Origin of the sequence: Microvirga pudoricolor (genome assembly GCF_016892705.1) — a bacterium.
In the GTDB taxonomy this organism is placed as follows: domain Bacteria; phylum Pseudomonadota; class Alphaproteobacteria; order Rhizobiales; family Beijerinckiaceae; genus Microvirga; species Microvirga pudoricolor.
This window is the reverse complement of sequence record NZ_JAFEMB010000002.1, coordinates 411,179-435,104: the sequence shown is the minus strand read 5'-3', so window position 1 is coordinate 435,104 and position 23,926 is coordinate 411,179. Positions and strand designations below refer to the sequence as shown.

Below are 23,926 nucleotides of genomic sequence, written 5' to 3'. Positions count from 1 at the left end.
CCCGAGGGTGGACAGAACCAAATCGGTTTGTTAAATGCACGCCACCTCAGGGGAACATCCCTTGGGGCCTCGCCTCAGGGCGATGGGCGCATAGCTCAGTTGGTAGAGCAGCTGACTCTTAATCAGCGGGTCCTAGGTTCGAGCCCTAGTGCGCCCACCAATCTTTCCAAAGATTTCGGTGGTTTCGGAAGTAGAGCGGTTTCGTCGTGGAGGCGGCCGCGATACGGCCGTGCTTGCTTCGGCAAACGATGGGCTGTTCTGCGGTGCGCCGGCAATTTACTGCAGCGGCAGGCCCGCGCTTTCGATTTCACGACCCTCGATCATGACGCCGATCAACGCGTTGTCGAAGCCGCGCACAGGGGTGCAGACGACGTCGACACGCGTGTCGCGACGCGTTCCTTGGACCGGCAAGCGACAGACGACGGGGAGGCCGCGCACGGTCAAAGTCCGACCCGTGCGGAATGCTTTTGAGATCAATTCAATCAGTCCCTCGGATCGCCACTCGGGCAAGGCTTCGACGGCGCTACGCCCGATCAGCCGACGTCTTCCGACCCAGCGGTGAAACCCTTGGTCGGCAAACTCGAACACAATGCTCCGTCCTGACACGACCGCCATGAAGCCGGATGGTGCAGCATTCGTTGCCCACTGACGACGTGGCACGATGGCTGGCACATGTGGGTCAACCGATGACGGTACGCTGCCGTCGAACACATGGCTGTAGCAAGAGTTCACCGGTAGAAAGGACAGCCTCGCGGTGTCGTCGACCGGAACGCGATCGATTTCGAGGATGGCCGCGGAGGCTTTCTCCCGAAAGAGGCACTTGATGGTCTCGGGTTCCCGGTCCCAGCCCCTGGCGTCATCGCCCGTCTCATAGAACGCGCGCGCAATGACCTCGATCTCTTCATCCATCATGCCACCACCTGACGTCCTTCTCGCCGGGAACGGTTCGGCGACGATCCACATGCGTCGGAGTGCCCCTGCCTCTTGAACGTTCGCGCGTAAGGAAATCTGTGAAAAGGGCGCCCCTTGGGAGGGGCGCCCGGTCTGTTAGAGGATGTAGAAGTCCTTGTTGGTCAGAGCGAGATTCTTGGACAGCGTGGCAAAAAGCACTTGGCCCGCGGCCCCGGTGCCGTCCTCGTCGTAATAGAGGCGTCCGGCCTGACTATCGTAGATAATGCGATCCGACGCGTCGTGAGCGGCCGTGCCGATCCAGAAGCTTTCGGCATCCATGAAACCTCGTGCGCCAAGGCCACGGAAGATCGCGTTCTCCAAGTAGATCGAGTCCTCGAGCTTGAAGTCTCGGATACGATCGACGTTAGAGCCCGTCGGTTGTGTGTTGAATACAAAGTGGTCGCGCCCGGCGCCGCCGAACAGGTTGTCTTGTCCTGTGCCGCCATAGAGGAAGTCGTTGCCCGCTCCGCCATAGATCGAGTCGTTGTTGCTTCCCCCGTAGAGACGGTCGTTTCCGGCGCCGCCCTTGATGATGTCTCTTCCGCTGTCTCCGAAAAGAATGTCCTGGCCGTCGCCGCCGACGACGCTGTCATTGCCGGCGCCGCCATAGATCCGGTCGTTGCCCGCAAAGCCATTGATCGTGTCGTTCCCTCCATAGCCGTAGATGAGGTTGTTCGTGGCCGTGCCGTAGATCACGTTGTTGAGCGCGTTGCCGGATCCTTGATAGGCTCCGCCGGTGAGGTAAAGGTTTTCGACATTGGCCGTCAGCGTATAGTCGATGGACGAATAGACGCTGTCGTTTCCGGCGTTAGGCGCCTCAAGCACCAGGTCGCCTGGGTTGTCGACGAAGTAGACGTCGTCACCCGTGCCGCCGGTCATCGTATCGGCACCGGTCCCGCCGTCGAGGGTGTCGTTGCCCGGACCTCCGTTGAGGATGTCGTTGCCGTCGCCGCCAGCCAGGAGGTCGTTTCCGTCATCGCCGTTGAGCGTGTCGTTGCCGGCTCCTCCTCCGATAATGTCGTTGCCCAACCCGCCTGAGAGGCTGTCGTCCCCGTCGCCGCCGGCGATGATGTCGTTGCCGCCGCCGCCGTTGATGGTGTCGTTGCCGGCATCGCCGGAGATCATGTCGTTGCCGTCGCCGCCATCGATCGTATCGTTGCCGCCGCCGCCGCCAATCGTGTCGTCTCCGCCGCCGCCAGTCTGCGTATCATCGCCGTCACCGCCGCTGATGAGGTTGGCGAGCAGAGGAGAGCCGATCTGCACGTCCAGGAGGTTCGATCCGCGCAGAATGTGCAGGCCGGCCGTGAGCACCGCCGGATCCAGGCCGAGCAGCGTCGCGTCGATGTTCAGGAGCGACTGATTCCCGTTGGCGTCGACGTACAGAACCTGACCGGCATCGATGATGATGCGGTCCTGACCCGTCGGATCGAGCGGGATCAGGTCGTTGACCGTGGTCAGGAGGCCCTCAACCAGATCGACGCCGCTTCCGGGCGTCAGAATGCTTCCCAGGGTTCGCAGAAGGTCGTCCGTGACGGGCAGAAGGTCATCGACCGTATCGACGACGGTGCCGAGGGTCGGGTCGAGGACAGGGCCGAGCGGGAGTGCGTCGTCGACGATGCCAAGGAGATCACCAAGCAGACTCATAATCTACTCCAGATTGAATGAACTACTTCAATCCTAGGACGCCGTATCAGTTCGGAAATACAACCAAATTCCTTTTCACAAAAATGTGAAAAGTATAACAATGTATATTTTGAAGTATATTCGCGCCGCAACTTATTGTAAATGAACTATCGGCTGACATACTTATCCGATATATTGTCAGATAACTTCAGGACAAGTTTCTTACTGATCTGTATAGTGAGTTAAAGTAAAAGTTATAGTCGAGAATGAATGCTAGATGTTTACGGAATGGCTCTTTCGGCGACAGGAACTCATTATGGACTCGATCGTCGAGACACCAAAAATTATCTTATGATGTCATTCGATGTAGGGCCCGAGGCATCCCGTCATTTCACCTCAGGTTGCAAATGCCAAGCTACCCTTTTCGCATCCTGGAGGATTGGCGTGGTCGGTACCTCAAACCCTGTCCCCAGGGATGATGGGTGCCTCAGGGGAAGCTTCGCGGCTCGATCGGCTGCTCGTGATCGCTTCCCCCGGGAGCGCTCCCGGATCGGGGAAACGCTCACCCAAGCGCCGTTCCAACAGGGATACCTGTTGCGCGAGGCGGTCGATGCTCTCCTGCAGGTTCCGCAGATCGGCTGCATCGGGGCGCGCCGCCGAGACCGGGGCGGCCTCGGCGACGAGCCGAGGCTCCTGACGGGAGGGGGCGATGGTCGCCGCCTCCATGGGGGGATCCTGACGCTCCGGCCGGCGCCGGAAGAGCGCGCCGAGAATGCGTATCACCACCCACAAAACACACAGGGCCAGGACGGCCACGATCGCAAGGGGGGCATAGTCGGAGATCAATTGGTCCATCCCGCCACGATTGGCCGGAAGTGCGGCGACTTTGGGGTCGTGGTCTTCCGGACCTAAGTCGGGCGCCAAACGGGCAGGCCATGCCCCTTCGGCGGCCCATCTCAAAAAGCTGGTTAGCCTGAAAGGGGTTTATGAGAAAAAGCTTTAGCTCATGTCCATAGCTCGCCTGACCCGAATGGGAATGCGGTGGGACGTGAGCGATGCGCTATTGAGGATGTGGCCGCCGATCGCGGCCTGCTTCCCGCGGAAAGCCCTGTGACGGACCATCCGCCACGGTGCCTCCCTCGCGGATGCGACGGAGCCGCCTCCACGCTGTCGCCCCCGCCGCAGTCGTGCCATGGCGACGCTTCTTACTGGGGGCCGTTGGAGACAGCGGCCCCACCTTTTCCATGGAAAATCCCAAAAAAGCCGGGGAGGACGGCCCCTAGGCCGGCGCACGTCTGGCTCTGAGCCCGAGCCGGGCGAGGGTGGCCAAACCTGCCGGCGGGATGCGCGCCAGCCCAGAGAAGCCAGCATGCGCCCGATCCCGACGCCACGCACCAGGACAACCGGCTCAAGGCCCGGAAATCATGAGGTATGGTTAACGTTTGTCCGATGCCGGCGCCTCAGAGAGCCCGTCGTTTCAGCAGAGGCTGGGGTTCCTGTACCGGAAGGGAAGCGCTGTCGTACTCGATGCGCCAGTCCGTCGAGCCCTCTGGAGCCGGCCGGAAGAGACGGTGGCCATGGTCCGCCTGGAAAGCCTCGACGAGATGAGCCTCGAAGTCGATATGGGGAACCCATCCCGAGCCCGGATAGTATCGAGCCAGAAGGATTCGGTCCTTCGTCCTGTCATTGACCAGCCACATCCCGTTCGCCGCCATCGCGTCCTCATCCCCGCTGCCGACCGCATCCTTTAACGGCGCTCCGTGGCGGTGGTAAGGAAAACGACGCTCCTCCGGGATGAAAATCGGATAGGGTTAATGCAGGTAGCGGGAACCTGCGGAGGCCGGAACCTGCCAGTGCTGATCGAACGTCTCGGATTGCGCCCCGAGATAATGCTCATTGCAGGCCGCGATGGCGACGCGAGCCTCCATGCGGAAAGCCTCCTTCAGCATTTCGGGCGCGCGCTGCCAGTTCCCGGCTTCATGCTCGACGGCATAGAACGCTGATGCGACCGCTTCGATTTCGTCGTCCGTCATCCCCATGCTCCCTGCCTGCTGTTCTGGAGGCCAAGATGTGCCGCAAGTGCCCAGGCGAGGCCCTGCATGGATGGTGTAACTTACCCTGGGGAATGGCGCGCCCTCCGAACAGAGGGGGTCTTGCGGGAATCTCGCTTGTCTTCGGCTGCTGGACGGGTCTTTGCCCCTTGCGATGCAGCCTAAAAGTGGTCACGTCTTGTCATCCTTGACCTTCGGTTGAGAGACCCTCTCCTGTTCCTGGGCTGCCGAGCTATCGCGCGCGGCAACGGGACGGAACAAAACTGGCATGGCCGTGTTGGTGGGCGACCCAACCATCACCGCATTCACCCCGCAGCGCCATGAAACTGTTCCAATGCCAGAATTGCGGCCAGCTTCTCTATTTCGAGAACAGGCGATGCGAGCGCTGCGGTTTCGGTTTGGGTTACCTGCCGGACCGGAGCGAACTCTCGGCTCTCACGCCACGCGATCACGGTTTCGAGGCGATGGCGGATCCCCGACCTCTCTACCGGTTCTGCAGCAACGCGGAGGCGGACGTTTGCAATTGGCTCGTTCCGGCAGAATCGCACGACCTCTTCTGCCTCGCCTGCCGCCACAACAGGATCGTTCCGAACCTGTCGCAGCCTGAGAATGGGCTCGCCTGGCAGAAGATGGAGGCGGCCAAGCACCGGTTGTTCTACACGCTCCTGCGCCTCCGCCTGCCGCTTCTGACCCGGCAGGAATCAGAGGAAAACGGCCTGGTTTTCGATTTTCCCGCCGATCCACCCCCCGAGTCAGGCCCGAAGGTCATGACCGGCCACGACGAGGGCCTGATCACCATCGCCCTCGTCGAAGCCGACGACGCCGAACGGGAGCGGCGGCGAACCGCGATGGGCGAGCCCTACCGCACCCTGCTCGGGCATTTCCGCCACGAGGTCGGGCACTATTATTGGGACCGGCTCGTACGCGATGGCGGCAGGCTCGAAGCCTGCAGGGCGATCTTCGGCGATGACAGGGTGGACTATGGCGAGTCGTTGCAGAAGCATTACAGGATGGGTCCGCCGCCAAACTGGCAGGAGAACTACGTCACCGCCTATGCGGCCACCCATCCCTGGGAGGATTTCGCGGAGACCTGGGCCCATTATCTCCATATCGTCGACACCCTGGAAATGGCCCGCGCGTTCAATGTCGACGTTCGGCCGGACCTCGATCAATCGGGGCTTCTGACCGCGAGGGTCACGTTCGACCCGTACGAGCATCAATCGATCGACGTTCTGGTCGACACGTGGCTGCCCATGACCTTCGCGCTCAACGGGATCAATCGCTGCATGGGGATCGCGGATCTCTACCCGTTCGTGCTTTCACCCGCCATGATCCGAAAACTCGGCTTCATCAACGACCTGGTCCACGACCGTATCCCGGAGACGGCGACGCGGGCTGCCTGAGGGCGTCAACCATCCCGGCAGGCATCGCCGGGGTGAGCGACGACCCCGGTTCCGTCCGGACCGGAAACCCTTTATACCGGTCCCCATGTGGAAAGCGCCCGGAACGGGCAAGGGGCCAGCATGTTGAAACGCGCGATCCGGGTCATGGGCGCCATCGCCATCACGTTGACGGTCGCGGCCTGCGACAAGTGCGGCGATTTCAACATCAACATGCCGAAGTTCGAAGGCACGAAAAGCTGCACCAACCAGACGCCGAGGGGCTAGCCTCCCACCAGACCCTGAAGGGTGCCGAAGCGGCGACTCGCGCAAGAGCAGGCATCGCCGCTCGACAGAGGTTCGGCGATCCAGCACACCAGCTTCTCGGTTACGCAGGTCGCACCCTGCTCAAGTCCCGCACGGCTTGCGCTGTAGGCCCGAAGCCGATGCTCCCGGTAATAGGTTCGCTGCTCGGAATGAGCCTGCGAGCGGAACGCGTCCAGGGTCTCCTCCTGCACGGCATCCGCGCTGAAGGCGGGCCCCGCCGTCAGGGCGGCGATCGTCAGGCAGGCGAAGAACGCGGTTTTCATGTCGACCTCAGGTTTGATTCCAGGGCCGAGGAGTCGCATTCTTCCCTTGGGTAAAGCAATGCGATGGGCCCGCCTTTCAGCCCCGGCGGACTTCACAAAAACGCGGGGTGCCGAACTCACCGGCGAGGAACCTCGAGCGGCCGGCGGGGCTGTGGGGCCGTGCCGGTGCGCGCGGGACGCGCCGCGACCGCCGGGGCGCTGGGCGCCCGCACCGTGCCGCTCAAGGACGGTGGAGGGGCGATGTCGGTTGCGGGAAAAACGCCCGGTGCAGGACCCTGACTGCAGGCAGACAGTCCCGCCGTGATCAGGGCTGCCGCCGCGAGAGCTGAAATCCGCATCGAGTCCTCCAAGCTTAACTTTGGGGAACCTATGCCGTGCTTACCAAAAGTCGAGGCCTGACGATCACGCTTCGGGAAGAACCGGGGGGTCGATGTCGGCCTTGCGACTGGCCCGGTGCTCCAGGAACATGAGGGCAATGCCGGCCGCGCAGATCACCGCCGCGCCGATCAGCGTCCAAAACCCGACGATGTCGCCGAAGGCCAGATACCCGAGCACGATGGCCCAGACGATCAGGGTGTACTGATACGGCGCCACCACGGAGGCCGGAGCGAGCTTGAGGGAGCGATTGACGCAGATATGGGCCGTCATCGCCACGATGCCGAGCAGGAACAGCCCGGCCAAGTCGACCGCGCCGGGCGTCACCCAGCCGAACGGCACGGAGACCGCTCCCATGAACAGGGCGCCCAGGGTCTGCCAGAGAACGAGGGTCGTGTCGGGAGTATCCTTCAGTTTCCGTGTCGCGATCATGAGCAGGGCGTAGAGCAGGCCACCTGTCAGGGCGACGAGGGCGGGGAGGGTCAGGGTCGCGCCCGAGGGCCTCAGGGTGATGAGCACACCGATGAACCCGACCGTGATGACCGCGATCCGGGTTCTGTCCAGGCGCTCCCCGAGCCAGAAATAGGCGATGGCCGCCACGTAGATCGGACCTGCCAGGTAGAACGTCATCACGTCCGCCAGGGGCAGGTAGGTGACGGCCCAGTAGAAGCACGCCACCTCCATGGTCGAGAACACGATTCGCAGGAAATGCAGGCCCGGCTTGGACGGGATCCGGAAGGACGCCTTCCGGTGCCACATGATCGGCAGCAGCACCGCGAGGGCCGCGATGCTGCGCAGGAGGAGCACCTGACCCACCGAATAAGTGCCGACGAGCCATTTGCCCATCGCGTCGTTCAGGGCAAACATGAAGGTGCCCAGAAGCATCAGACCGATGCCTAGGAGGGCGGCCGAGGGCAAGGCCGGGTTCTTCGTGGTATGGGTCACGGTCGGGGCGGACATGATGGGCTCGGGCCAAGTCTGACAATCGCGCCCTACATGATCCAATCGGTTCGCACGCACAACCTGTCCGTTGGACGCAAGGGACCGTCGCGCCTGCTCGCGCGGTCCCGATGGCTCCGCCGGGCTAGAAGGTCTTGGCGCCTTTCACCGACAGGAGAATGGAGTAGAGGGACGTGGTCGCGCAGATATAGAGGCGGTTGCGCCGTGGCCCGCCGAACACCACGTTGGCCACGACTTCCGGCACAAGGACCTTGCCGATCAGGGTGCCGTCCGGGTCATAGCAGTGGACCCCATCGCCGGCGCTGGTCCAGACCCGGCCGTCCTCATCGAGGCGAAACCCGTCGAACATCCCATTGTAGCATGTCGCGAAGACGTCGCCGCCGCTCAGGCGCCCGTCCTCGCTCACATCGAAGACCCGAATGTGCCTGGGGCCGTCCGGGGCGTGGCTGGCACCCGTATCGGCCACGTAAAGGCGGTTGCCGTCCGGCGAGAACCCGATGCCGTTGGGGCGCACGAAGTCGTTCGCCGCCACCGTGACGTCGCCCGTTCCGGGATCGATCCGATAGACGTGGCAGGCGCCGATCTCGCTCTCGCCCTTATGGCCCTCGTAGTCCGAATCGATCCCGTAGGCCGGGTCCGTGAACCAGATCGATCCGTCGTGGCGCACCACGGCGTCGTTGGGGCTGTTGAGGCGCTTGCCCTGGTGGTGGCTTGCCAGAACCGTGATGGACCCGTCATGTTCCGTGCGGGTGACCCGCCGCTCACCATGCTCGCACGTCACCAGCCGCCCCTGCCGGTCGATCGTGTTGCCGTTCGAGAAGTGGGAGGGCGACCGGAACACGTGCACCGTCTCGGACACCTCGTCGTAGCGCATCATCCGGTCGTTCGGGATGTCGCTCCAGACCAGCGTGCGGGAGGCCGGAAAATAGGCCGGTCCTTCGGCCCACCGGAACCCCGTCGCCACCTTTTCGAGGCGGGCAGTACCATTTACGAGCCTGCGGAAGCTCTCTTCGAGCACGAGGGCGGGATCCCGGATCGTGTCGGCATGGGGCGTCATGATTGCATCCACCGCTAATGGGCCAGCAGAACCGGGATCGTGGTATGGGCCAGGATGTGGCTCGTGGCCCCGCCGAAGAACATTTGGCGCAGGCGGCTTTGCGTGTAGGCGCCCTTGATCAGCAGGTCGCAGCCCAGGGCGGAGGCCTCGGACAGGATGGCCTCGCCAGGCCGGTTGGACGGGTCGTGGGCGATCAGGGTCTCGGCGTTCATGCCGTGCATCCGCAGCGCCCTGGCCAGTTCCGACCCGGACGGGCCCGACGACCCCCAACCCTCCAGCTCGAGAACCACGATGCGGCTGGCCCGCGCCAGGAGCGGCATGGCGCCCTGGACGGAGCGGGCCGTTTCGGTGCTGCGGTTCCACGCGATGACGATCGTGGTGCCGATCGTGCCCGGACGCGACGGAGGCGCCACGATGACGGGATGTCCGGTTTCGAACAGGGCCGATTCCACGGTCGACAGCCGCGTGTGTCCCGTCGCGCCGTCCGGCCGACCGACCACGGTCACATCGAAGACGCGGCCGTAGCCGCCCAGGAAGGTATCCTCCACCATCTCGTTCTGACGCCAGTTGAACCCGAAGCCCGGCGTGTGGGAGGAGGCCCTGGGCACGTTCCGGGTCACCATGTAGGACTCGAACCGCTCCTGGCAGGCCCGGGCCATGTCGGCCCGGTTCTCGGGCGAATACGGCGAGGGGACGCCAATGGCGATGTCGACCGGCAGCACGACCGGGTAATCCGACGTGATGGCGATGCCTTCGATGTAGCTTCCGAAAGCTTGACCCAGCATGAGCGCCGTCTCGAGGATGGGCTCGACGACGCCGTGATCTTCGATGGGGACGAGGATATTCTTCATACCCGTCATTGTCGTCCTCATCCGCCTTCCAATCAAGCCATCACCCGACAAAAGGCCAAGCTTGCGTCCTTGGGGCCAGGGACGATTACTCGAATTTGATCGACTTCGGGTCCCAACTCACGGCCGGATAGGCGGGCGCCATGTCTTCCAGGGTCGCCCGGACGATGGCCGCGATGGCGGCGTTGCGAACCCATTTCCGGTCGGCGGGAATCACATGCCAGGGCGCCCAGTCGGTCGAGCAATGGCGCAGCATGGACTCGTAGGCGTCTTCGAACGCGTCCCAGTGCTTGCGGTCCTCCAGGTCGCTGGGGTTGAACTTCCAGTTCTTGTCGGCCTCGTCGAGGCGGGCCTGGAGCCTTTCCTTCTGCTCGGCCTTCGAGATGTGCAGCATGAACTTGAGCACCCTCGTGCCGTTTTCCGTGAGCATCCGCTCGAAATCGTTGATCTGCTTGTAGCGCTGTTCGACCACATCGTCGTCCACCAGGCCGTGGACCTTTGTGACGAGCACATCCTCATAATGCGAGCGGTTGAACACGCCGATGAAGCCGCGCTTGGGGCAGCAGCCGTGCACGCGCCAGAGGTAGTCATGCGCGAGTTCATCCTCGCTCGGCTTCTTGAAAGCCGTGACCTGCACGCCGAGCGGGCTCGTATAGCCGAACACCGCCTGGATCGTCCCGTCCTTGCCGGACGTATCGGTGCCCTGCAGAATCACCAGGAGCGCGCGTTTCCCCTCGGCGTAGAGTGCGTCCTGACAATGGTTGATGTCCTTGGCGATCTCCTTCGTCTCGCCTTTCGTGGCCTTCTCGTCGGTGAAGAGCTTTTCGTCGCGGGTGTCCCGATCCTTGATGCGGGGTCGGCTCCCCGGCTCGATGCGGTAGCGTTCGATCAGGTCCTTCGCGTCGATCATGCGGTGCCCTCCGGTCAGGAGCAGAACAATAGGGCCGCTTCGACGAAAGGGGAGACCCGGTCAAGCTTTACAGGGGCGCCTGTCCTGGCTTACGAGCGGCTGAAATCCGAGGATTCCCATGCTGTCGCTCTATTATCATCCCGGCAATGCAAGCCTTCTCCCTCACATCATCCTGCGGGAGATCGGTGCGGATTTCGAGCTTCGCTATGTGGATCGGGCGAAGGACCAGCAGCACAGCGAGGAATACCGGCGGCTCAACCCGAACGGTCGCATACCGGTGCTCGTCGATGGCGATCTCGTTCTGTTTGAGACCGCTGCCATCGTGCTCCATCTCATCGACAAGTTTCCGGAAGCGGGGCTCGCGCCGACGGTGGGCAGCCCGCAAAGAGCGGAGTTCTACAAGTGGATGATCCACCTGTCGAACACCCCGCAGGCGGAGTTCCGGGCATGGTTCTATCCGGACCAGCATGCCGACGACGACAGCGCGGTGCCGAGCGTGAAGCGGAAGGCCGGCGAACGCCTCGACCGCATGTTCGACCTCATTTCCGGACAGCTTGGGGAAAAGCCGTGGCTTCTCGGCGATACCTATTCGGCCGCGGATCCGTTCCTGTTCATGCTGATGCGCTGGAGCCGCTTCATGCCGCGTCCGGCCCGGGAGGTGCCCAATCTCAAGGCGCTTGCCGACCGCGTCCTGACGCGGCCGGCCGTCCAGGCCGCTCTCGAAGCAGAAGGCATTCAGGCGCCAGTGTTCTAGAGCGGATGTCTCGGGCTGCGTGAACCCGCCGGAAGCCTGGGTCCCGCGTTCCCTCACAGGACCCCGTCCCCAAGCCCTATCGGCTCCCAGCCCGCCTTGTCGGTTTCGGCAGCACCTGTTCGACCCTTTCCAGATCCGCCCACGGGTCGCTGCGCAGAACCTTTAAACGCCGGTCCAGATTTCGGACCGTGAAGCCGTTGGGTTTCAGCCGGTCCGTCAACTCGTCCCAGCCGACCGGCACCGACACGGGCGCTCCCTCGCGGGCCCGCGTCGAATAGGCTCCCACAGCGGAGGCCTCCCGATTGTTGCGCAGGTAGTCGATGAAGATCCGGCCTTCGCGCTCCGCTTTGACCGAGGTGGTCGTGTAGCGATCGGGCTCGTCCGCCGCCATGGCTTCCGCAAGCGTGCGGGTGAAGTCGAGGGCGTCCTTCCATGGGGCCTTGGGCGTCAGCGGCACGATCACATGAAGGCCTTTGCCGCCCGTCACCTTCACGAAGCTCTCCAGGCCCAGGGACCGCAAGCGCTCGCGCACGCTCAGGGCAGCTTGGACCACCTGCGTCCAGCCGACCCCCTCGCCGGGATCCAAGTCGAAGATCAGACGGTCGGGCCGGTCGATGTCGTCGGCCTTCGATCCCCACACATGCATTTCCAGAACGCCCGCCTGGACCAAGGCAACGATCCCCTGGATATCCTTCACATGGAGAACCTCTTCCGTCTCGCCCCCGGTCTTGAACGTCTTGCGCTGGATCGCGTCCGATAGCCCAGCCCAGGAATGACGCTGCACGAAACAGGATTTGCCCGTCCCAGACGGGCAGCGCACCAGGGTGAGCGGGCGGTTGATGACGTGAGGCAGAAGCCAATCGGCGATGCTCACATAGAACTCGGCCAGATCCCGCTTCGTGAGGCCTTGATCCTCCCATAGAACCCGGTCCGGATGGGTGAGGGCGATGCCGGCCACGTCCACGGAAGGGGGGGCCTTCACAGCGGGCTTCGTTGGAGCCTTATTCGCCGCAGGTTCCGGAGGGGACTTTCTCGACGCGACCTTCGCGGCGGATTTCCGCGCAGGGGTCTTGGCTGCCGTCTTCGGCGTGCCCCGGATGCCGTCGAGATCCCGGCCGGTTTTCACCGACAGGGGTGCCTCCTCGAGGATGTCGGGATTGTCCGCGCTTCGGGCATACCGGTCCTCGGATTTGATCAGAAGCCATGACGGCTGCTTCTCGCGGGGGCGCGGCTTCATGCGCACGAGATGCCAAACGCCCTTCAGCTTCTCGCCGGAGAGCGAGAAAGTGAGGCGGCCCTTCTCCAGCCCCTCGGCCGGGTCGCCCTCCGGTTCCCAGGTGCCCCGGTCCCAGAGCAGGACCGTTCCTCCGCCATACTGGCCTTCGGGAATCGTGCCCTCGAAGTCGCCGTAGGAAACCGGGTGGTCCTCGACCTCGACCGCGAGGCGCTTGTCGCCGGGCACGAGGCTAGGGCCTTTGGCGACGGCCCAGCTTTTGAGCACGCCGTCCAGCTCGAGCCGGAAATCGTAATGCAGGCGGGAGGCGTCGTGCTTCTGCACCACGAACGATGCCCCGGACCGGCGGGGCGCTGTACCCTTCGGCTCCGAGGTCTTGGTGAAGTCGCGCTTGGCGCGATAGGTCGCGAGCTTTGCCATGACGCGGAATCAATCCACGTCCGGGCGGCTTGTTCCTCAGGAGGCGAGCGGCGCGTGGCGAGTGCCGGGGGCCTCGTCCGGGTCGGCGTTGAGGAAGGCGGCGGCGATCAGGTCGCGGGTGTAGGTCTCCCGGGGGTGGTGGAAGATCTCCTCCGCCGTGCCCCGCTCGACGACCCGGCCGGATTTCATGACCATGATCTCGTCCGACAGCGCCCGCACCACCGCCAGGTCATGGCTGATGAACACATAAGCGAGTCCATGGGCCTTCTGGAGGTCGCGGAGCAGGTCCACGATCTCCTTCTGCACCGAGCGGTCCAGGGCCGATGTGGGCTCGTCCAGCACCACGAGCTTGGGGTGCAGGATCATGGCGCGGGCGATGGCGATGCGCTGGCGCTGGCCGCCCGAGAATTCGTGCGGGAAGCGGTTGCGCCAGGACGGGTTGAGGCGAACCTCCTCGAAAGCCTGGGCGGCGCGGCGGTCGCGGTCCTTGCGGGAGATGCTGGGGTCGTGCACCAGCAATCCCTCGGTGACGATCTCGCCCGCCGTCATGCGGGGCGAGAGCGACCCGAAGGGATCCTGGAAGACGAGCTGCAGGTGACGCCGCAAGGGGCGCATGGCCGAGCGGTCGAGGGGCATGAGGTTGCGGTCCTCGAACCGCACATGGCCGCTCGCCGGAAGCAGGCGCAGGATGGCGCGGCCGAGCGTCGACTTGCCCGAGCCGGATTCACCCACCACGCCCACGGTCTCGCCGGCCCGGACCGACAGGCTGACGCCGTCCACCGCCTTCAAGGTATGCTTTACACCCCCGAACAAGCCGCCCTTGGTGTTGAAGGTGACCTCGACGTTGCGGGCATCCAGCACCACACGTGCATCTGCCGGGGGCGGCTCCTTGCGGCCACGCGGCTCGGCGTCGATGAGCATTTTGGTGTAGGGATGCTTGGGCGCCGAGAACAGGGCTTCGGTCTCGCCGCTCTCCACCACCTCGCCGGTCTTCATCACATAGGTGCGGTCCGCGAAGCGGCGCACCACGCCGAGATCGTGGGTAATGAACACGATGGACATGCCGAGCCGCTTCTGGAGATCGGCCAGCAATTCCAGGATCTGGGCCTGCACGGTCACGTCGAGGGCCGTGGTGGGCTCGTCGGCGATGAGAACGTCGGGGTTGTTGGCAAGCGCCATCGCGATCATGACCCGCTGGCGCTGGCCGCCGGACATTTCATGCGGGTAGGAATCGATGCGCCGCTGCGGGTCGGGAATGCGCACCAGCTCCAGGAGCTCGATGGCCCGTTTGCGGGCGGCAGACTTGCTCATGCCCCCATGGGTCGTCAACGGCAGGGCGAGCTGGTGGCCGATCCGGTAGAGGGGATCCAGCGAGGTCATCGGCTCCTGGAAGATCATGGTGAGCTTGGAGCCGCGATAATCGTTGAGCTTCGCGGGCGGCAGTCCGATAAGCTCGTCGCCCCGGTACTTCACCGAGCCCTCGGCCCAGCCGTTGGAGGCGAGCAGCCCCATGACGGACATCATGGTCTGGCTCTTGCCGGAGCCGGATTCGCCCACGATGGCGACGGTCTCGCCGGGATTGATGTCGAGGTCGATGCCCTTCACGGCATGCAGGATGCCGTCGCCCGTGCGGAAGCGGACGTTCAGGTTGCGAACCGCGAGAACAGGTTGCGTCATGCTAGCGGTCCTTCGGATCGAGGGCGTCGCGCAGGCCGTCGCCGATGAAGTTCAGGCAGAACAGGATCGTCACCAGCGTGATGGACGGATAGATGAGCATCCACGGCGCGCCCTGGATGTTCTTGGCGCCCTCCGAGATCAGCACGCCGAGACTGGTGTTGGGCTCCTGCACGCCTAGCCCCAAGAACGACAGGAAGCTCTCCAGGAGGATCACCTTCGGCACGAGCAGGGTCATGTAGACCACGACGGGGCCGAGCGTGTTGGGGATCACGTGGCGGCGGATGATGCCCCGCGTCTCGACGCCCAGCGCCTCGGCGGCCTGCACATATTCCTGCCGCTTGATGGACAGGGTCTGGCCGCGCACGATCCTGGCCATGTCGAGCCATTCCACGGCGCCGACCGCGATGAACATGAGCACGAAATTGCGCCCGAAAAACACCACCAGCATGATCACGAAGAAAATGAACGGCAGCGAGTAGAGCACGTCCACGATGCGCATCATGACGAGGTCGACCTTGCCGCCCATGTAGCCGGAGGTCGCGCCGTACACGACGCCGATGAGGATGGCCACGAAGGTGGCGAGCAACCCGATGGCAAGCGAGATCTGGCCCGCCTTCATGGTGCGGGTGAGCAGGTCGCGGCCGTTGGTGTCCGTGCCGAAGAAGAAATACTGCTTCTTCAGGGGCACGTCGACGACGAGCCTGCGGCCCTCATCGGCCCGCTCCACGACCTTGGCGGCCTGGAACAGGTCCGAGCGCTCGAAATAGGCGAGGAGGCGCTCGTCGATGGGCCGCTGGCCTACCAGCGTCACCCGCACGGTGTCGCCGGTGACGGTGATGTTTTCCGGCTTGCCGCGAACGCGGGATCCGATGCGTTCGATCTGCGGCTCGACCTGGTCGGCCTTCGGGTAGGACTCAAGGCTCGCGGGCACGCGCACGTAATCCGGATAGACCCGGTCGAACGGATGTCCCGTCACGAACGGTCCGAAGATGCAGGCGATGGCGATGAAGAGCAGGAGCCCGATGCTGACCACGGCGGCCTTGTTGCGCAGCAGGCGGGAGCGGGCTTCGACCCAGAGGGAGCGTCCGACGACGGTGTCCTTCAGGGTCTCGACGGGGAGAACGGCGCCTTCGGCCATGGCGACCTCAATCGAAGCGAATGCGCGGATCGATCAGGGCGTAGAGGATATCGACCACGAGGTTGAAGAGAAGCACGAAGACGGCCACCACCACGACGGTTCCCATGACGAGGGTGTAGTCACGGTTGAGGGCGCCTTCCACGAAATAGCGTCCGATGCCCGGCAGACCGAAGATCGTCTCGACGACGACAGAACCGGTAAGGAGAGCGGCGGCGGCGGGCCCGAGATAGGACACGACCGGCAGGGCCGCGCCGCGCAGCGCATGGCCGACGACGACGCGGGTCGGCAGGCCGAGCGAACGCAGGGTGCGGATATGGTTGGAGCGCAGGTTCTCGATCATGGCCGCGCGGGTCATGCGGGCGATCACGGCGATCTGCGGCAGGGCCAGAACGATCACCGGCAGGACGAGGTTGCGCGGCGCGCCGCCGTTCCAGCCCGAGAGCGGCAGCCAGGCCAGCGTGAGGCCGAAGACGATTTGGAAGATCGGCGCCACGACGAAATTGGGAATGGTGAGGCCCATGGCGCCGAGGCCCGTCACGATGTAGTCCGCGACCGTGTTCTGGCGCAGGGCCGCCGTGACGCCAAGCGTGCCGCCGACCAGGATGGCAAGGCCGATGGCGAGGGACCCGAGCGTGATGGAGATCGGCAATCCTTGCGCGAACAATTCGCGCACGGAGAAGTCGCGCATGATGAAGGAGGGGCCGAAATCGCCCCGCACCACCGCGCCGAGATAGAGCAGGTACTGTTCGAACAGCGAGCGGTCGAGCTTGTAGATCCGGTTCAGGTTCTCCATCACCTTCGCCTCCAGCGGACGTTCGAGATCGAACGGGCCGCCCGGCGCGAGCCGGATCAGGAAGAACGAGATGGTGATGATGACGAAAAGCGTCGGAATCGCCGATAGCAGGCGACGCCCGATAAAGGAGAGCATGAGGGCTTCTCCGCGTGACGGCCAAACGGCCGGTTAAAAATAAGAGGGATGGCCCGGCGACAGGCCATCCCTCGTCTCAAAGCGAGCTTACTGCGTCTTCGACAGGAACCGGGTCGGGTAGACGCCGCGCGTGTTGTGCTCGAAGCCCTTGATCTTGGGCGAGATCAGGTGGCTCTTGCCGTAGTACATGATCGGAATCCAGGGCATGTCCTTGGCCAGGATCGCCTCGGCTTTCTGCATGATGTCGGCGCGCTTCTTCAGGTCCATTTCCTTGGCGCCGTCGTCGAGAAGCTTGTCGAACTCCGGATTGTTGTACTTTCCGTAGTTGAAGCCCTTGTTGTCGCTCTTGAGCAGGAACAGGAAGCCGTTCGGATCGGAATAATCCGCAATCCAGCCGTAGCGGGCGACGTCGAAGTCGCCGCCGTCGCGCAGATGCGCGAAGTGGGTCTTGCCGTCCGTATTGATGAAGGACGTCTCGACGCCGATGTTCTTCCACTGCTCGGCCACCGCCACAACCGTGTTGCGGTTGTTGTCGGTCGTGTTGTAGCGGATTTCGACCTTCAGGGGCTTGCCCGGACCGAAGCCTGCTTCCTTGAGGAGGGCCTTGGCCTTCTCCTCGCGGTCGATCGGCGAGGTTTCCTTGAAGTCCGCATAGGCGGGCTCGCCCGCATTGCCGAGGCCCGGCGGCATGAAGGAATAGCCGGGCTGCATGGTCTCACCCCAGATCTGCTCCGCGATGAACTCGCGGTCGACGCCCATGGCGAGCGCCTGGCGCACCTTCACGTCGCTGAACGGAGCCTTGGAGGAGTTGACCACGAGGTACCAGGTGCCGAGCCAGGGGCCGAGGTGAACCTGATCCTTGAACTTCTGCTTGATCGACTTCATCTGGTCGGCCGGTAGATCGTCCGTGGTGTCGAGTTCACCCGCCTCGTAGCGGCGCACCATCGCGGCGAAATCTGAGGTCGGGTAGTACATCACCGTGTCGATCTGGACGTTCTTGGCGTCGTAATACTGATCGTTCTTGGCGAGCTTGATGTGCGAGTTCGGGGTGAACTCCGCGAGCTTGTAGGCGCCGTTGGAGACCATGTTGCCCGGCTTCACGAAGTCCTTGCCGAACTTCTCGACGGAGCCCGGATGAACCGGCAGGCTGGTCTGGTGGGTCAGGAGCTCGACGAAATAGGGGGTCGGCTGCTCGAGGGTGATTTCGAGGGTCTTGTCGTCGATGGCCTTGACGCCGAGATCGTCGAGCTTGCCCTGGCCCTTGTTGGCCGCTTCCGCACCCTTGATGGGGTAGAGAATGTTGGCGTATTTCGCGCCCGTCGCCGGGTCGATGATGCGGCGGTACGAGAACACGAAGTCGGACGCCTTCACCGGGTCGCCGTTGGACCACTTGATGCCGTCGCGCAGGGTGAAGCGGTAGGTCTTGCCATCGTCGCTGATCTCCCACTTCGTGGCCTGGCCCGGAACGGCCTCGCCCTTGGCGTTGTAGGTGACCAATCCTTCGAGGAGGTCGCGCAGGATGTGGGATTCCTGGACCGTCGAGGTCTTGTGGGTGTCCAAGGTTTCCGGCTCGCCGGAATTGGCGCGGTTATAGACCACTTCCGCCTGGGCGGCGCCCATGAGGGCGATGGTGGCGACGCTCATGAGAGCGGTACGTTTCAACCAAGATGACATGTGGCTCGTCCCCTTTATTGAGGTTGTTGGCGAGGGTATCCTCTCCCGTGGTTGTACCCCGGGAGCGTGATCTTGTCTCCTTCCTTGTCCAGAACGGCCGCTGAGTCCAGTCCAATTGTTGCAGCCGCGACAGTTTAGGTCTTATCCAATAGGCTAGGCTCCCGTATCGAAAACCAATCCGGCGGCCTCGATCCCGGCAGTCGCGGCCGCTTCGTCATTGTCCGAAGTATCGCCCGAAATCCCTACGGCTCCAAGGATCGCCCCGGCTGTGTCCTTGATCAGCACCCCGCCCGGGACTGGGACCATCAGGCCGCCGACCACGTGGGAGGCCGCCGCCACGAAATACGGCCGGTCGGTCGCCATCTTGTGAATGGCGCGCGAGCCCACCCCCAGGGAAAGCGCCCCATAGGCCTTGCCCAGGGCGATTTCGGCCCGTTTCAGGCTCGTACCATCCTCCGAGGCGGCAGCCTTCAGGGCGCCCCTGTCGTCGTAGACCACCACGGACAGGGGCTTGAATCCCTTGTCGCGGGCGGTTTTCAGGGCGGCCGTCACGATGGTCTGGGCGTGGTCGAGGGTCAGCGCGGACATAGGGGTCCTCCTTTAGTCTTGTGGATGAAACGAAGTATCAGCGAAGAACGGCGTCCCGTTGGGCGAGCCATGCGGCCACGGCCCGGCGCTCGTCCAGGGTCATGTCCGTGATGTTGTTGGGCGGCATGGCGTGGGTCAGCACGCTTTGGACCCGGATGGCGCCCGCATGCCGGGCGATTTCTTCCGGCGTGTCGAGCAACACGCCCTTGGGCGCGACCGGGATGCCCTCCCAGGCCGGCTCGGCGGCATGGCACATGGAGCAGCGGGACTGGATCGCCAGCACGGCGGCATCAAAGGAGGCCGTCATGGTCTGCGGCGTGATGGCGGCCGGGGCCTCGGCGCTGTTCTGGTAGCCCGGCTTGCCCAGGATGGAGAGCCACACTGCCAGCCAGATGCAGATTGCCGCCACGGCCCAGGTCCACAAGGGCGAGCCCTTGCCGGCGTGCTGGCTGTTGAAGAAATGCCGGATCACCGCGCCCGCGATCACAATGAGGCCCACGATGGCGACCGCGTAGCGGGAGGACCATGCCAGGGGGTAGTGGTTCGACAGCATCAGGAAGATGACCGGCAGGGTCAGGTAGTTGTTGTGGGTCGATCGGAGCTTGGCCTCCTTGCCGAGCCGTGGGTCCGGCGTGCCGCCCGCCAGCAGGGTCGCGACCACCTTCTTCTGGTTCGGGATGATGATGGCGAACACGCTGGCCGACATCCAGTTGGCGATCATCGCGCCTGTATGGAGGAAGGCGGCGCGACCGTTGAACAGATGCGTGAAGGCCCAGGCCGCCAGGAGAATATAGACGAACAGCACCGCCCCGAGCGCCAGGTCGCTCTTGCCCAGCGGCGTCCGGCACAGGCCCTCGTAGACGAGCCAGCTCAACCCGATGCCCCCGATGCCGATGGCGGCCGCCTGCCACGGCGCGAGGGCCCGGATCGCCGGGCTGATCGTGTAGAGGTCCGCGTTCAGGTAATAGACCCAGACCAGCAGGAAGAAGCCCGAGAGCCATGTCGCGTAGCTCTCCCACTTGAACCAGGTCAGCTCCTTCGGCAGTTCCGGCGGCGCCACCATGTACTTGCGCATGTTGTAGAAGCCGCCGCCATGGACCTGCCAGGCCTCGCCGCTCACCCCTTCCGGGAGGCCGTCCCGCTTTCTCAACGAAAGATCCAGATGGATGAAGTAGAAGGATGAGCCGATCCATGCGATCGCCGTGATCACGTGAACCCATCGGGCAATCTGGCCGATCCATTCGGAAATCTGCGGGTCGATCATGCAACTCGGGACAAACGTGGCAGGAAGACGGCACACTAGGATGCCCGGACCCGTTGCGAAAGGTCCGGCTGCCTGCTTTTTCAGCGAAGCCTGCCCATAGGACGGAGCCCGGCGGCGGCGCTTGACCTCTCCGGCGGGGGCGGGGACATTTGCCGCCTCAGATCCGAGGAGATTCCATGGGGCGCCTGTCCACCCACGTTCTCGACACCTCCCACGGCCGTCCCGCGAGCGGCGTGACCGTCGAATTGTTCATGATCGAAGGCGAGAATCGTCGGTCCGTTGCCGCCACGCAGACCAACGTGGACGGCCGGACGGACGCGCCGCTTCTGGCCGCCGAAACCTTCCGCACAGGGTCCTACGAGCTGGTCTTCCATGTGGGCGAATACTTCCGCTCCCTGGGCACGGACGCCGCCGACCCGCCCTTCCTGGATCTCGTGCCGATCCGCTTCTCCATCGCAGAGCCGAACGGGCATTATCACGTCCCGCTGCTGGTCTCGCCCTGGAGCTATTCGACCTACCGAGGCAGTTGAACATGGCCGACACCACCTATCCCCGGGACCTCATCGGCTACGGGCGCAACCCGCCGGATCCGCGCTGGCCGAACGGAGCCCGCATCGCGGTGCAGTTCGTGATCAACTACGAGGAGGGGGGAGAGAACAACATCCTCCACGGCGACCGGGCCTCCGAGGCGTTTCTGTCCGAGATCGTCGGCGCCGCGCCCTGGCCGGGTCAGCGCCACATGAGCATGGAATCGATCTACGAATACGGCTCCCGCGCCGGGTTCTGGCGGCTGTGGCGGATGTTCACCGAGCGCGACATGCCCGTGACGGTCTACGGCGTCGCCACCGCCCTGCAACGCAACCCGGAGGCGGTCGCCGCCATGCGGGAGGCGGGCTGGGAGATCGCGAGCCACGGCCTGAAGTGGATCGACTACCGGGACTTTTCCTCGGAGGAGGAGCGGGCCCATATGAGCGAGGCTATCCGCATCCACACGGAGGTGACCGGCGAGCGCCCGCTCGGCTGGTACACGGGCCGGACCTCCGAGCACACCAACCGCCTCGTGGCGGAGGAGGGCGGGTTTCTCTACAGCGCCGATTCGTACGCGGACGAGCTGCCCTATTGGGAGCCGGGCCCGAAGGGACCGCAACTCATCGTGCCTTATACGCTCGACGCGAACGACATGCGGTTCGGCACGCCCCAGGGCTTCAATTCCGGCGACCAGTTTTTCGCCTACCTGAAGGATTCCTTCGATACCCTCTACCAGGAGGGCGAGACCGCCCCGAAGATGCTGTCGGTGGGGCTGCATTGCCGCCTCGTCGGCCGTCCGGGCCGCGCGGCGGCGCTGGCGCGCTTTCTCGATTACGTGGCGTCCCACGAGGATGTATGGGTCGCCCGGCGCATCGACATCGCCCGCCATTGGATCCGTCGCCACCGGCCCGTCGACCTGAAGCCCAGCACCGTGAGCCGGGCCATGTTCGTCGAGCTCTACGGCGACATCTTCGAGCGCTCGCCTTGGATTGCCGAGAAGGCCCATGAGGCGGGCCTGACCTCGGCTCAGGACACCGCCGAGGGGCTTCATGCTTCCCTGGTCCACGTGCTGTCGGGCGCGACCCGCGACCAGAAGCTCGCGCTCATCCGGGCCCATCCGGACCTCGCCGGCCGCCTGAAGCTCGCGGACCTGACGGAGGATTCCCAGTCCGAGCAGGCTTCCGCCGGTCTCGACAGCCTGACCGAGAAGGAGCGCGACCGCTTCCTGGCGTTGAACGACGCCTATCAGCGCAAGTTCGGCTTCCCGTTCATCATGGCCGTGAAGGGTCGGTCCAAGGACGAGATCCTGGACGCTTTCGAAGAGCGTCTTCAGAACGATCCTGAAACGGAGTTCGAGACCGCCGTCGTTCAGATCGAGTTGATCGCCCTCCTACGCCTGAAGGATCGGCTTCCATCCCTGGCGGATGTCTTCTCCAACCTCGCCTAAGGGAACCCGGCACGGATTCGCGCGTCTCTTCCCCCAGCGGCAAGCTAGGCCGCTGGGTATCCGGAAAGAGGAGACGCCCGATGGGTCTGTTCAAATTCATCAAGGAAGCGGGAGCCAAGATCTTCGGCGGCGGCGCACAGGCGGCGACGCCCGACGCCCTCAAGAAGGAGGTCGACGGCCACGGCTTCGATTCGACCAAGCTCGGCATCGACGTGCAAGGCGACAAGGTCAAGCTCTCCGGTCAGGCCATGAGCCAGGAGGAAGCCGAGAAGATCATCCTGTCGCTCGGCAACACCTACGGGGTCGCCGAGGTGGATACCAGCGAACTCCAGGTGACCAAGCCCGCCGAGCAATCCACCATGTATACTGTGCAGAAGGGTGACACCCTCTGGGAGATCGCCGAGAAGCATTACGGCAAGGGTAAGGGCGCCAAGTACACCGAGATCGTGAAGGCCAATACCCCACCGGTGAAGGATCCCGATCTGATCCAGCCGGGCTGGGTCCTGCGGATCCCGCCGCTGACTTCGTAATCCTTAAAAACCGGCCGACGGGCCCTGTTGTGCCTCCTTGCCGGATGCTTATGTGTCGGCAAGGAGAACCCTCATGAACGCATTCCAAGGCCCCATCGACCTGACCCGCGACGACGTCAAGAGGGGCATGGCGGACCAGTCATTCCTTCTCGTCGACGTCCGCGAACCGCACGAATTCGCCATGGGTCATATCCCCGGCGCGGTCTCCCATCCCCTCTCGACCTTCGATCCGGCCTCCCTGCCGGAGGGCAGGCGCATCGTCTTCTCCTGCGCGGCCGGCGTCCGATCCGTGCGCGCCATGGAGTTGGCCCAAGCGGCCGGGCGCGACGTGCGGGAGCATTACAAGGGCGGCTTCAAGGACTGGGCGGCCGCCGGAGAACCGGTGCAGCGTTAGGTTTCACCCCCGTCAAACTCATAGGCGGGCTCACAGGAGGCTCACATTCTGGCTCACATGGATGTGTTCTAAAGTCTGTGTCTAACCTCCCGGAAAAGCGACAGGAATCGATATCCAGCCCGCGGCGGATATGCATAATCCTCCGGCAGCGAAGCAGCCGAAGGGGCAGTTTGATGAAGCGTGTGGTTCTAGTTGCGGGCCTGTTGGGCCTCGGTGTCGCGGCGGCCTGGGCACAGGGCAACGTCATCGAGCAGCGCCAGGCCATCATGAAGTCCTTCGGCGGCCAGGTCCGCACCGTCTCCGGCATGCTGCGCGGCCAGGCGCCCTTCGATCTCGCTCAGGTCCAGACGGCGCTCAACACCTTCGTCGACGGATCCCAGAAGGCACCGCCCCTCTTCCCGCCGGGATCGGACGCGGGCGATTCGAAGGCCCTCCCGGCCGTGTGGGAGAAGAAAGCCGAGTTCGACGGTCTCTTCGTCCAGTTCGCCAACGATTCCAAGGCGGCGCTCGCTTCCATCAAGGATGAGGCCAGCTTCAAGGCGGCCATGCCGAAGGTCCTCGAAAACTGCGGCACGTGCCATAAAACATTCCGCAAGAGCTGACGCG

26 protein-coding genes and 1 tRNA gene are annotated in these 23,926 nt (G+C 63.9%); 9 read left to right on the top strand and 18 right to left on the bottom strand.

Annotated features, from left to right (window positions below):
- Positions 1-84: 84 nt before the first annotated feature.
- Positions 85-160: transfer RNA gene (locus ILT42_RS11000), tRNA-Lys, on the top strand.
- A gap of 116 nt (positions 161-276) precedes the next feature.
- On the opposite strand, the gene ILT42_RS10995 is transcribed toward ILT42_RS11000, so the two are convergent.
- The 5 genes from ILT42_RS10995 to ILT42_RS10975 form a co-directional block, all read right to left on the bottom strand.
- A complete protein-coding gene (locus ILT42_RS10995) occupies positions 277-963 on the bottom strand; it encodes a nitrogen regulation protein NR(II) (RefSeq protein ID WP_204215638.1) in 687 nt (228 codons plus the stop codon).
- 84 nt (positions 964-1,047) lie between these two features.
- Positions 1,048-2,595 (bottom strand): calcium-binding protein, encoded by a 1,548-nt coding sequence (locus ILT42_RS10990; protein ID WP_204215637.1) that lies wholly within the window; start codon positions 2,593-2,595, stop codon positions 1,048-1,050.
- A gap of 435 nt (positions 2,596-3,030) precedes the next feature.
- Positions 3,031-3,420 (bottom strand): hypothetical protein, encoded by a 390-nt coding sequence (locus tag ILT42_RS10985; RefSeq protein ID WP_204215636.1) that lies wholly within the window; start codon positions 3,418-3,420, stop codon positions 3,031-3,033.
- A gap of 614 nt (positions 3,421-4,034) precedes the next feature.
- On the bottom strand, positions 4,035-4,289 hold the full coding sequence (locus ILT42_RS10980; RefSeq protein WP_204215635.1) for a hypothetical protein: 255 nt from the start codon (positions 4,287-4,289) through the stop codon (positions 4,035-4,037).
- 96 nt (positions 4,290-4,385) lie between these two features.
- Complete coding sequence (locus tag ILT42_RS10975; RefSeq protein WP_204215634.1) at positions 4,386-4,607, bottom strand: hypothetical protein; 222 nt, start codon at positions 4,605-4,607, stop codon at positions 4,386-4,388.
- Between the two features lie 338 nt (positions 4,608-4,945).
- Here ILT42_RS10975 and ILT42_RS10970 point away from each other — a divergent pair, with 338 nt between their 5' ends.
- Both ILT42_RS10970 and ILT42_RS10965 read left to right on the top strand, forming a co-directional pair.
- Complete coding sequence (locus ILT42_RS10970; RefSeq protein WP_204215633.1) at positions 4,946-6,028, top strand: zinc-binding metallopeptidase family protein; 1,083 nt, start codon at positions 4,946-4,948, stop codon at positions 6,026-6,028.
- A 120-nt stretch (positions 6,029-6,148) separates the two neighbouring features.
- Complete coding sequence (locus tag ILT42_RS10965; protein WP_204215632.1) at positions 6,149-6,292, top strand: hypothetical protein; 144 nt, start codon at positions 6,149-6,151, stop codon at positions 6,290-6,292.
- Here the strand turns inward: ILT42_RS10965 and ILT42_RS10960 are convergent.
- The 6 genes from ILT42_RS10960 to ILT42_RS10935 form a co-directional block, all read right to left on the bottom strand.
- Positions 6,289-6,594 (bottom strand): hypothetical protein, encoded by a 306-nt coding sequence (locus tag ILT42_RS10960; RefSeq protein WP_204215631.1) that lies wholly within the window; start codon positions 6,592-6,594, stop codon positions 6,289-6,291. The genes ILT42_RS10965 and ILT42_RS10960 overlap by 4 nt on opposite strands.
- 116 nt (positions 6,595-6,710) lie before the next feature.
- Entirely contained in the window at positions 6,711-6,932 is a 222-nt protein-coding gene (locus ILT42_RS10955; RefSeq protein WP_204215630.1) for a hypothetical protein, read from the bottom strand.
- Positions 6,933-6,996: 64 nt separating this feature from the next.
- Positions 6,997-7,929 carry a DMT family transporter gene (locus ILT42_RS10950; RefSeq protein WP_204215629.1) on the bottom strand — a complete coding sequence of 311 codons (933 nt, stop codon included), beginning with the start codon at positions 7,927-7,929 and terminating at the stop codon, positions 6,997-6,999.
- A 124-nt stretch (positions 7,930-8,053) separates the two neighbouring features.
- Positions 8,054-8,986 carry an SMP-30/gluconolactonase/LRE family protein gene (locus ILT42_RS10945; RefSeq protein WP_204215628.1) on the bottom strand — a complete coding sequence of 311 codons (933 nt, stop codon included), beginning with the start codon at positions 8,984-8,986 and terminating at the stop codon, positions 8,054-8,056.
- A 14-nt stretch (positions 8,987-9,000) separates the two neighbouring features.
- Positions 9,001-9,846: a universal stress protein gene (locus ILT42_RS10940; RefSeq protein WP_204215627.1), complete on the bottom strand. Its 846-nt coding sequence runs from the start codon at positions 9,844-9,846 to the stop codon at positions 9,001-9,003.
- Positions 9,847-9,922: 76 nt separating this feature from the next.
- Positions 9,923-10,744, bottom strand: coding sequence for a polyphosphate kinase 2 family protein (locus tag ILT42_RS10935; protein WP_204215626.1), 822 nt, complete (start codon positions 10,742-10,744; stop codon positions 9,923-9,925).
- Positions 10,745-10,862: 118 nt separating this feature from the next.
- Here ILT42_RS10935 and ILT42_RS10930 point away from each other — a divergent pair, with 118 nt between their 5' ends.
- The gene (locus ILT42_RS10930; protein WP_204215625.1) at positions 10,863-11,498 is read left to right on the top strand and encodes a glutathione S-transferase family protein; all 636 of its coding nucleotides are present in this window, start codon (positions 10,863-10,865) and stop codon (positions 11,496-11,498) included.
- A gap of 76 nt (positions 11,499-11,574) precedes the next feature.
- On the opposite strand, the gene ligD is transcribed toward ILT42_RS10930, so the two are convergent.
- The 7 genes from ligD to ILT42_RS10895 all read right to left on the bottom strand — a co-directional run bounded on the left by ligD (position 11,575) and on the right by ILT42_RS10895 (position 20,421).
- Entirely contained in the window at positions 11,575-13,152 is a 1,578-nt protein-coding gene (ligD, locus tag ILT42_RS10925; RefSeq protein WP_204215624.1) for a non-homologous end-joining DNA ligase, read from the bottom strand.
- A gap of 36 nt (positions 13,153-13,188) precedes the next feature.
- Positions 13,189-14,829, bottom strand: a complete 1,641-nt coding sequence (locus ILT42_RS10920; RefSeq protein WP_204215623.1) for an ABC transporter ATP-binding protein — start codon at positions 14,827-14,829, stop codon at positions 13,189-13,191.
- A 1-nt stretch (position 14,830) separates the two neighbouring features.
- Positions 14,831-15,967: an ABC transporter permease gene (locus ILT42_RS10915; protein WP_204215622.1), complete on the bottom strand. Its 1,137-nt coding sequence runs from the start codon at positions 15,965-15,967 to the stop codon at positions 14,831-14,833.
- A gap of 7 nt (positions 15,968-15,974) precedes the next feature.
- Entirely contained in the window at positions 15,975-16,895 is a 921-nt protein-coding gene (locus ILT42_RS10910) for an ABC transporter permease subunit (protein WP_204215621.1), read from the bottom strand.
- 87 nt (positions 16,896-16,982) lie between these two features.
- The gene (locus tag ILT42_RS10905) at positions 16,983-18,569 is read right to left on the bottom strand and encodes a peptide ABC transporter substrate-binding protein (protein WP_204215620.1); all 1,587 of its coding nucleotides are present in this window, start codon (positions 18,567-18,569) and stop codon (positions 16,983-16,985) included.
- A gap of 153 nt (positions 18,570-18,722) precedes the next feature.
- Complete coding sequence (locus ILT42_RS10900; protein ID WP_204215619.1) at positions 18,723-19,157, bottom strand: GlcG/HbpS family heme-binding protein; 435 nt, start codon at positions 19,155-19,157, stop codon at positions 18,723-18,725.
- Positions 19,158-19,194: 37 nt separating this feature from the next.
- Complete coding sequence (locus ILT42_RS10895) at positions 19,195-20,421, bottom strand: urate hydroxylase PuuD (protein ID WP_204215618.1); 1,227 nt, start codon at positions 20,419-20,421, stop codon at positions 19,195-19,197.
- 176 nt (positions 20,422-20,597) lie between these two features.
- On the opposite strand from ILT42_RS10895, the gene uraH reads away from it, so the two are divergent.
- The 5 genes from uraH (at position 20,598) to ILT42_RS10865 (ending at position 23,922) form a co-directional block, all read left to right on the top strand.
- Positions 20,598-20,951 (top strand): hydroxyisourate hydrolase, encoded by a 354-nt coding sequence (gene uraH, locus ILT42_RS10890; RefSeq protein WP_204215617.1) that lies wholly within the window; start codon positions 20,598-20,600, stop codon positions 20,949-20,951.
- A 2-nt stretch (positions 20,952-20,953) separates the two neighbouring features.
- Positions 20,954-22,396: an allantoinase PuuE gene (gene puuE, locus ILT42_RS22855; protein WP_229428565.1), complete on the top strand. Its 1,443-nt coding sequence runs from the start codon at positions 20,954-20,956 to the stop codon at positions 22,394-22,396.
- 80 nt (positions 22,397-22,476) lie between these two features.
- Positions 22,477-22,926, top strand: a complete 450-nt coding sequence (gene lysM, locus ILT42_RS10875) for a peptidoglycan-binding protein LysM (RefSeq protein ID WP_204215616.1) — start codon at positions 22,477-22,479, stop codon at positions 22,924-22,926.
- Between the two features lie 73 nt (positions 22,927-22,999).
- On the top strand, positions 23,000-23,320 hold the full coding sequence (locus ILT42_RS10870) for a rhodanese-like domain-containing protein (protein WP_204215615.1): 321 nt from the start codon (positions 23,000-23,002) through the stop codon (positions 23,318-23,320).
- A 173-nt stretch (positions 23,321-23,493) separates the two neighbouring features.
- Positions 23,494-23,922 (top strand): c-type cytochrome, encoded by a 429-nt coding sequence (locus ILT42_RS10865; protein WP_204215614.1) that lies wholly within the window; start codon positions 23,494-23,496, stop codon positions 23,920-23,922.
- The last annotated feature ends 4 nt before the right edge of the window (positions 23,923-23,926 follow it).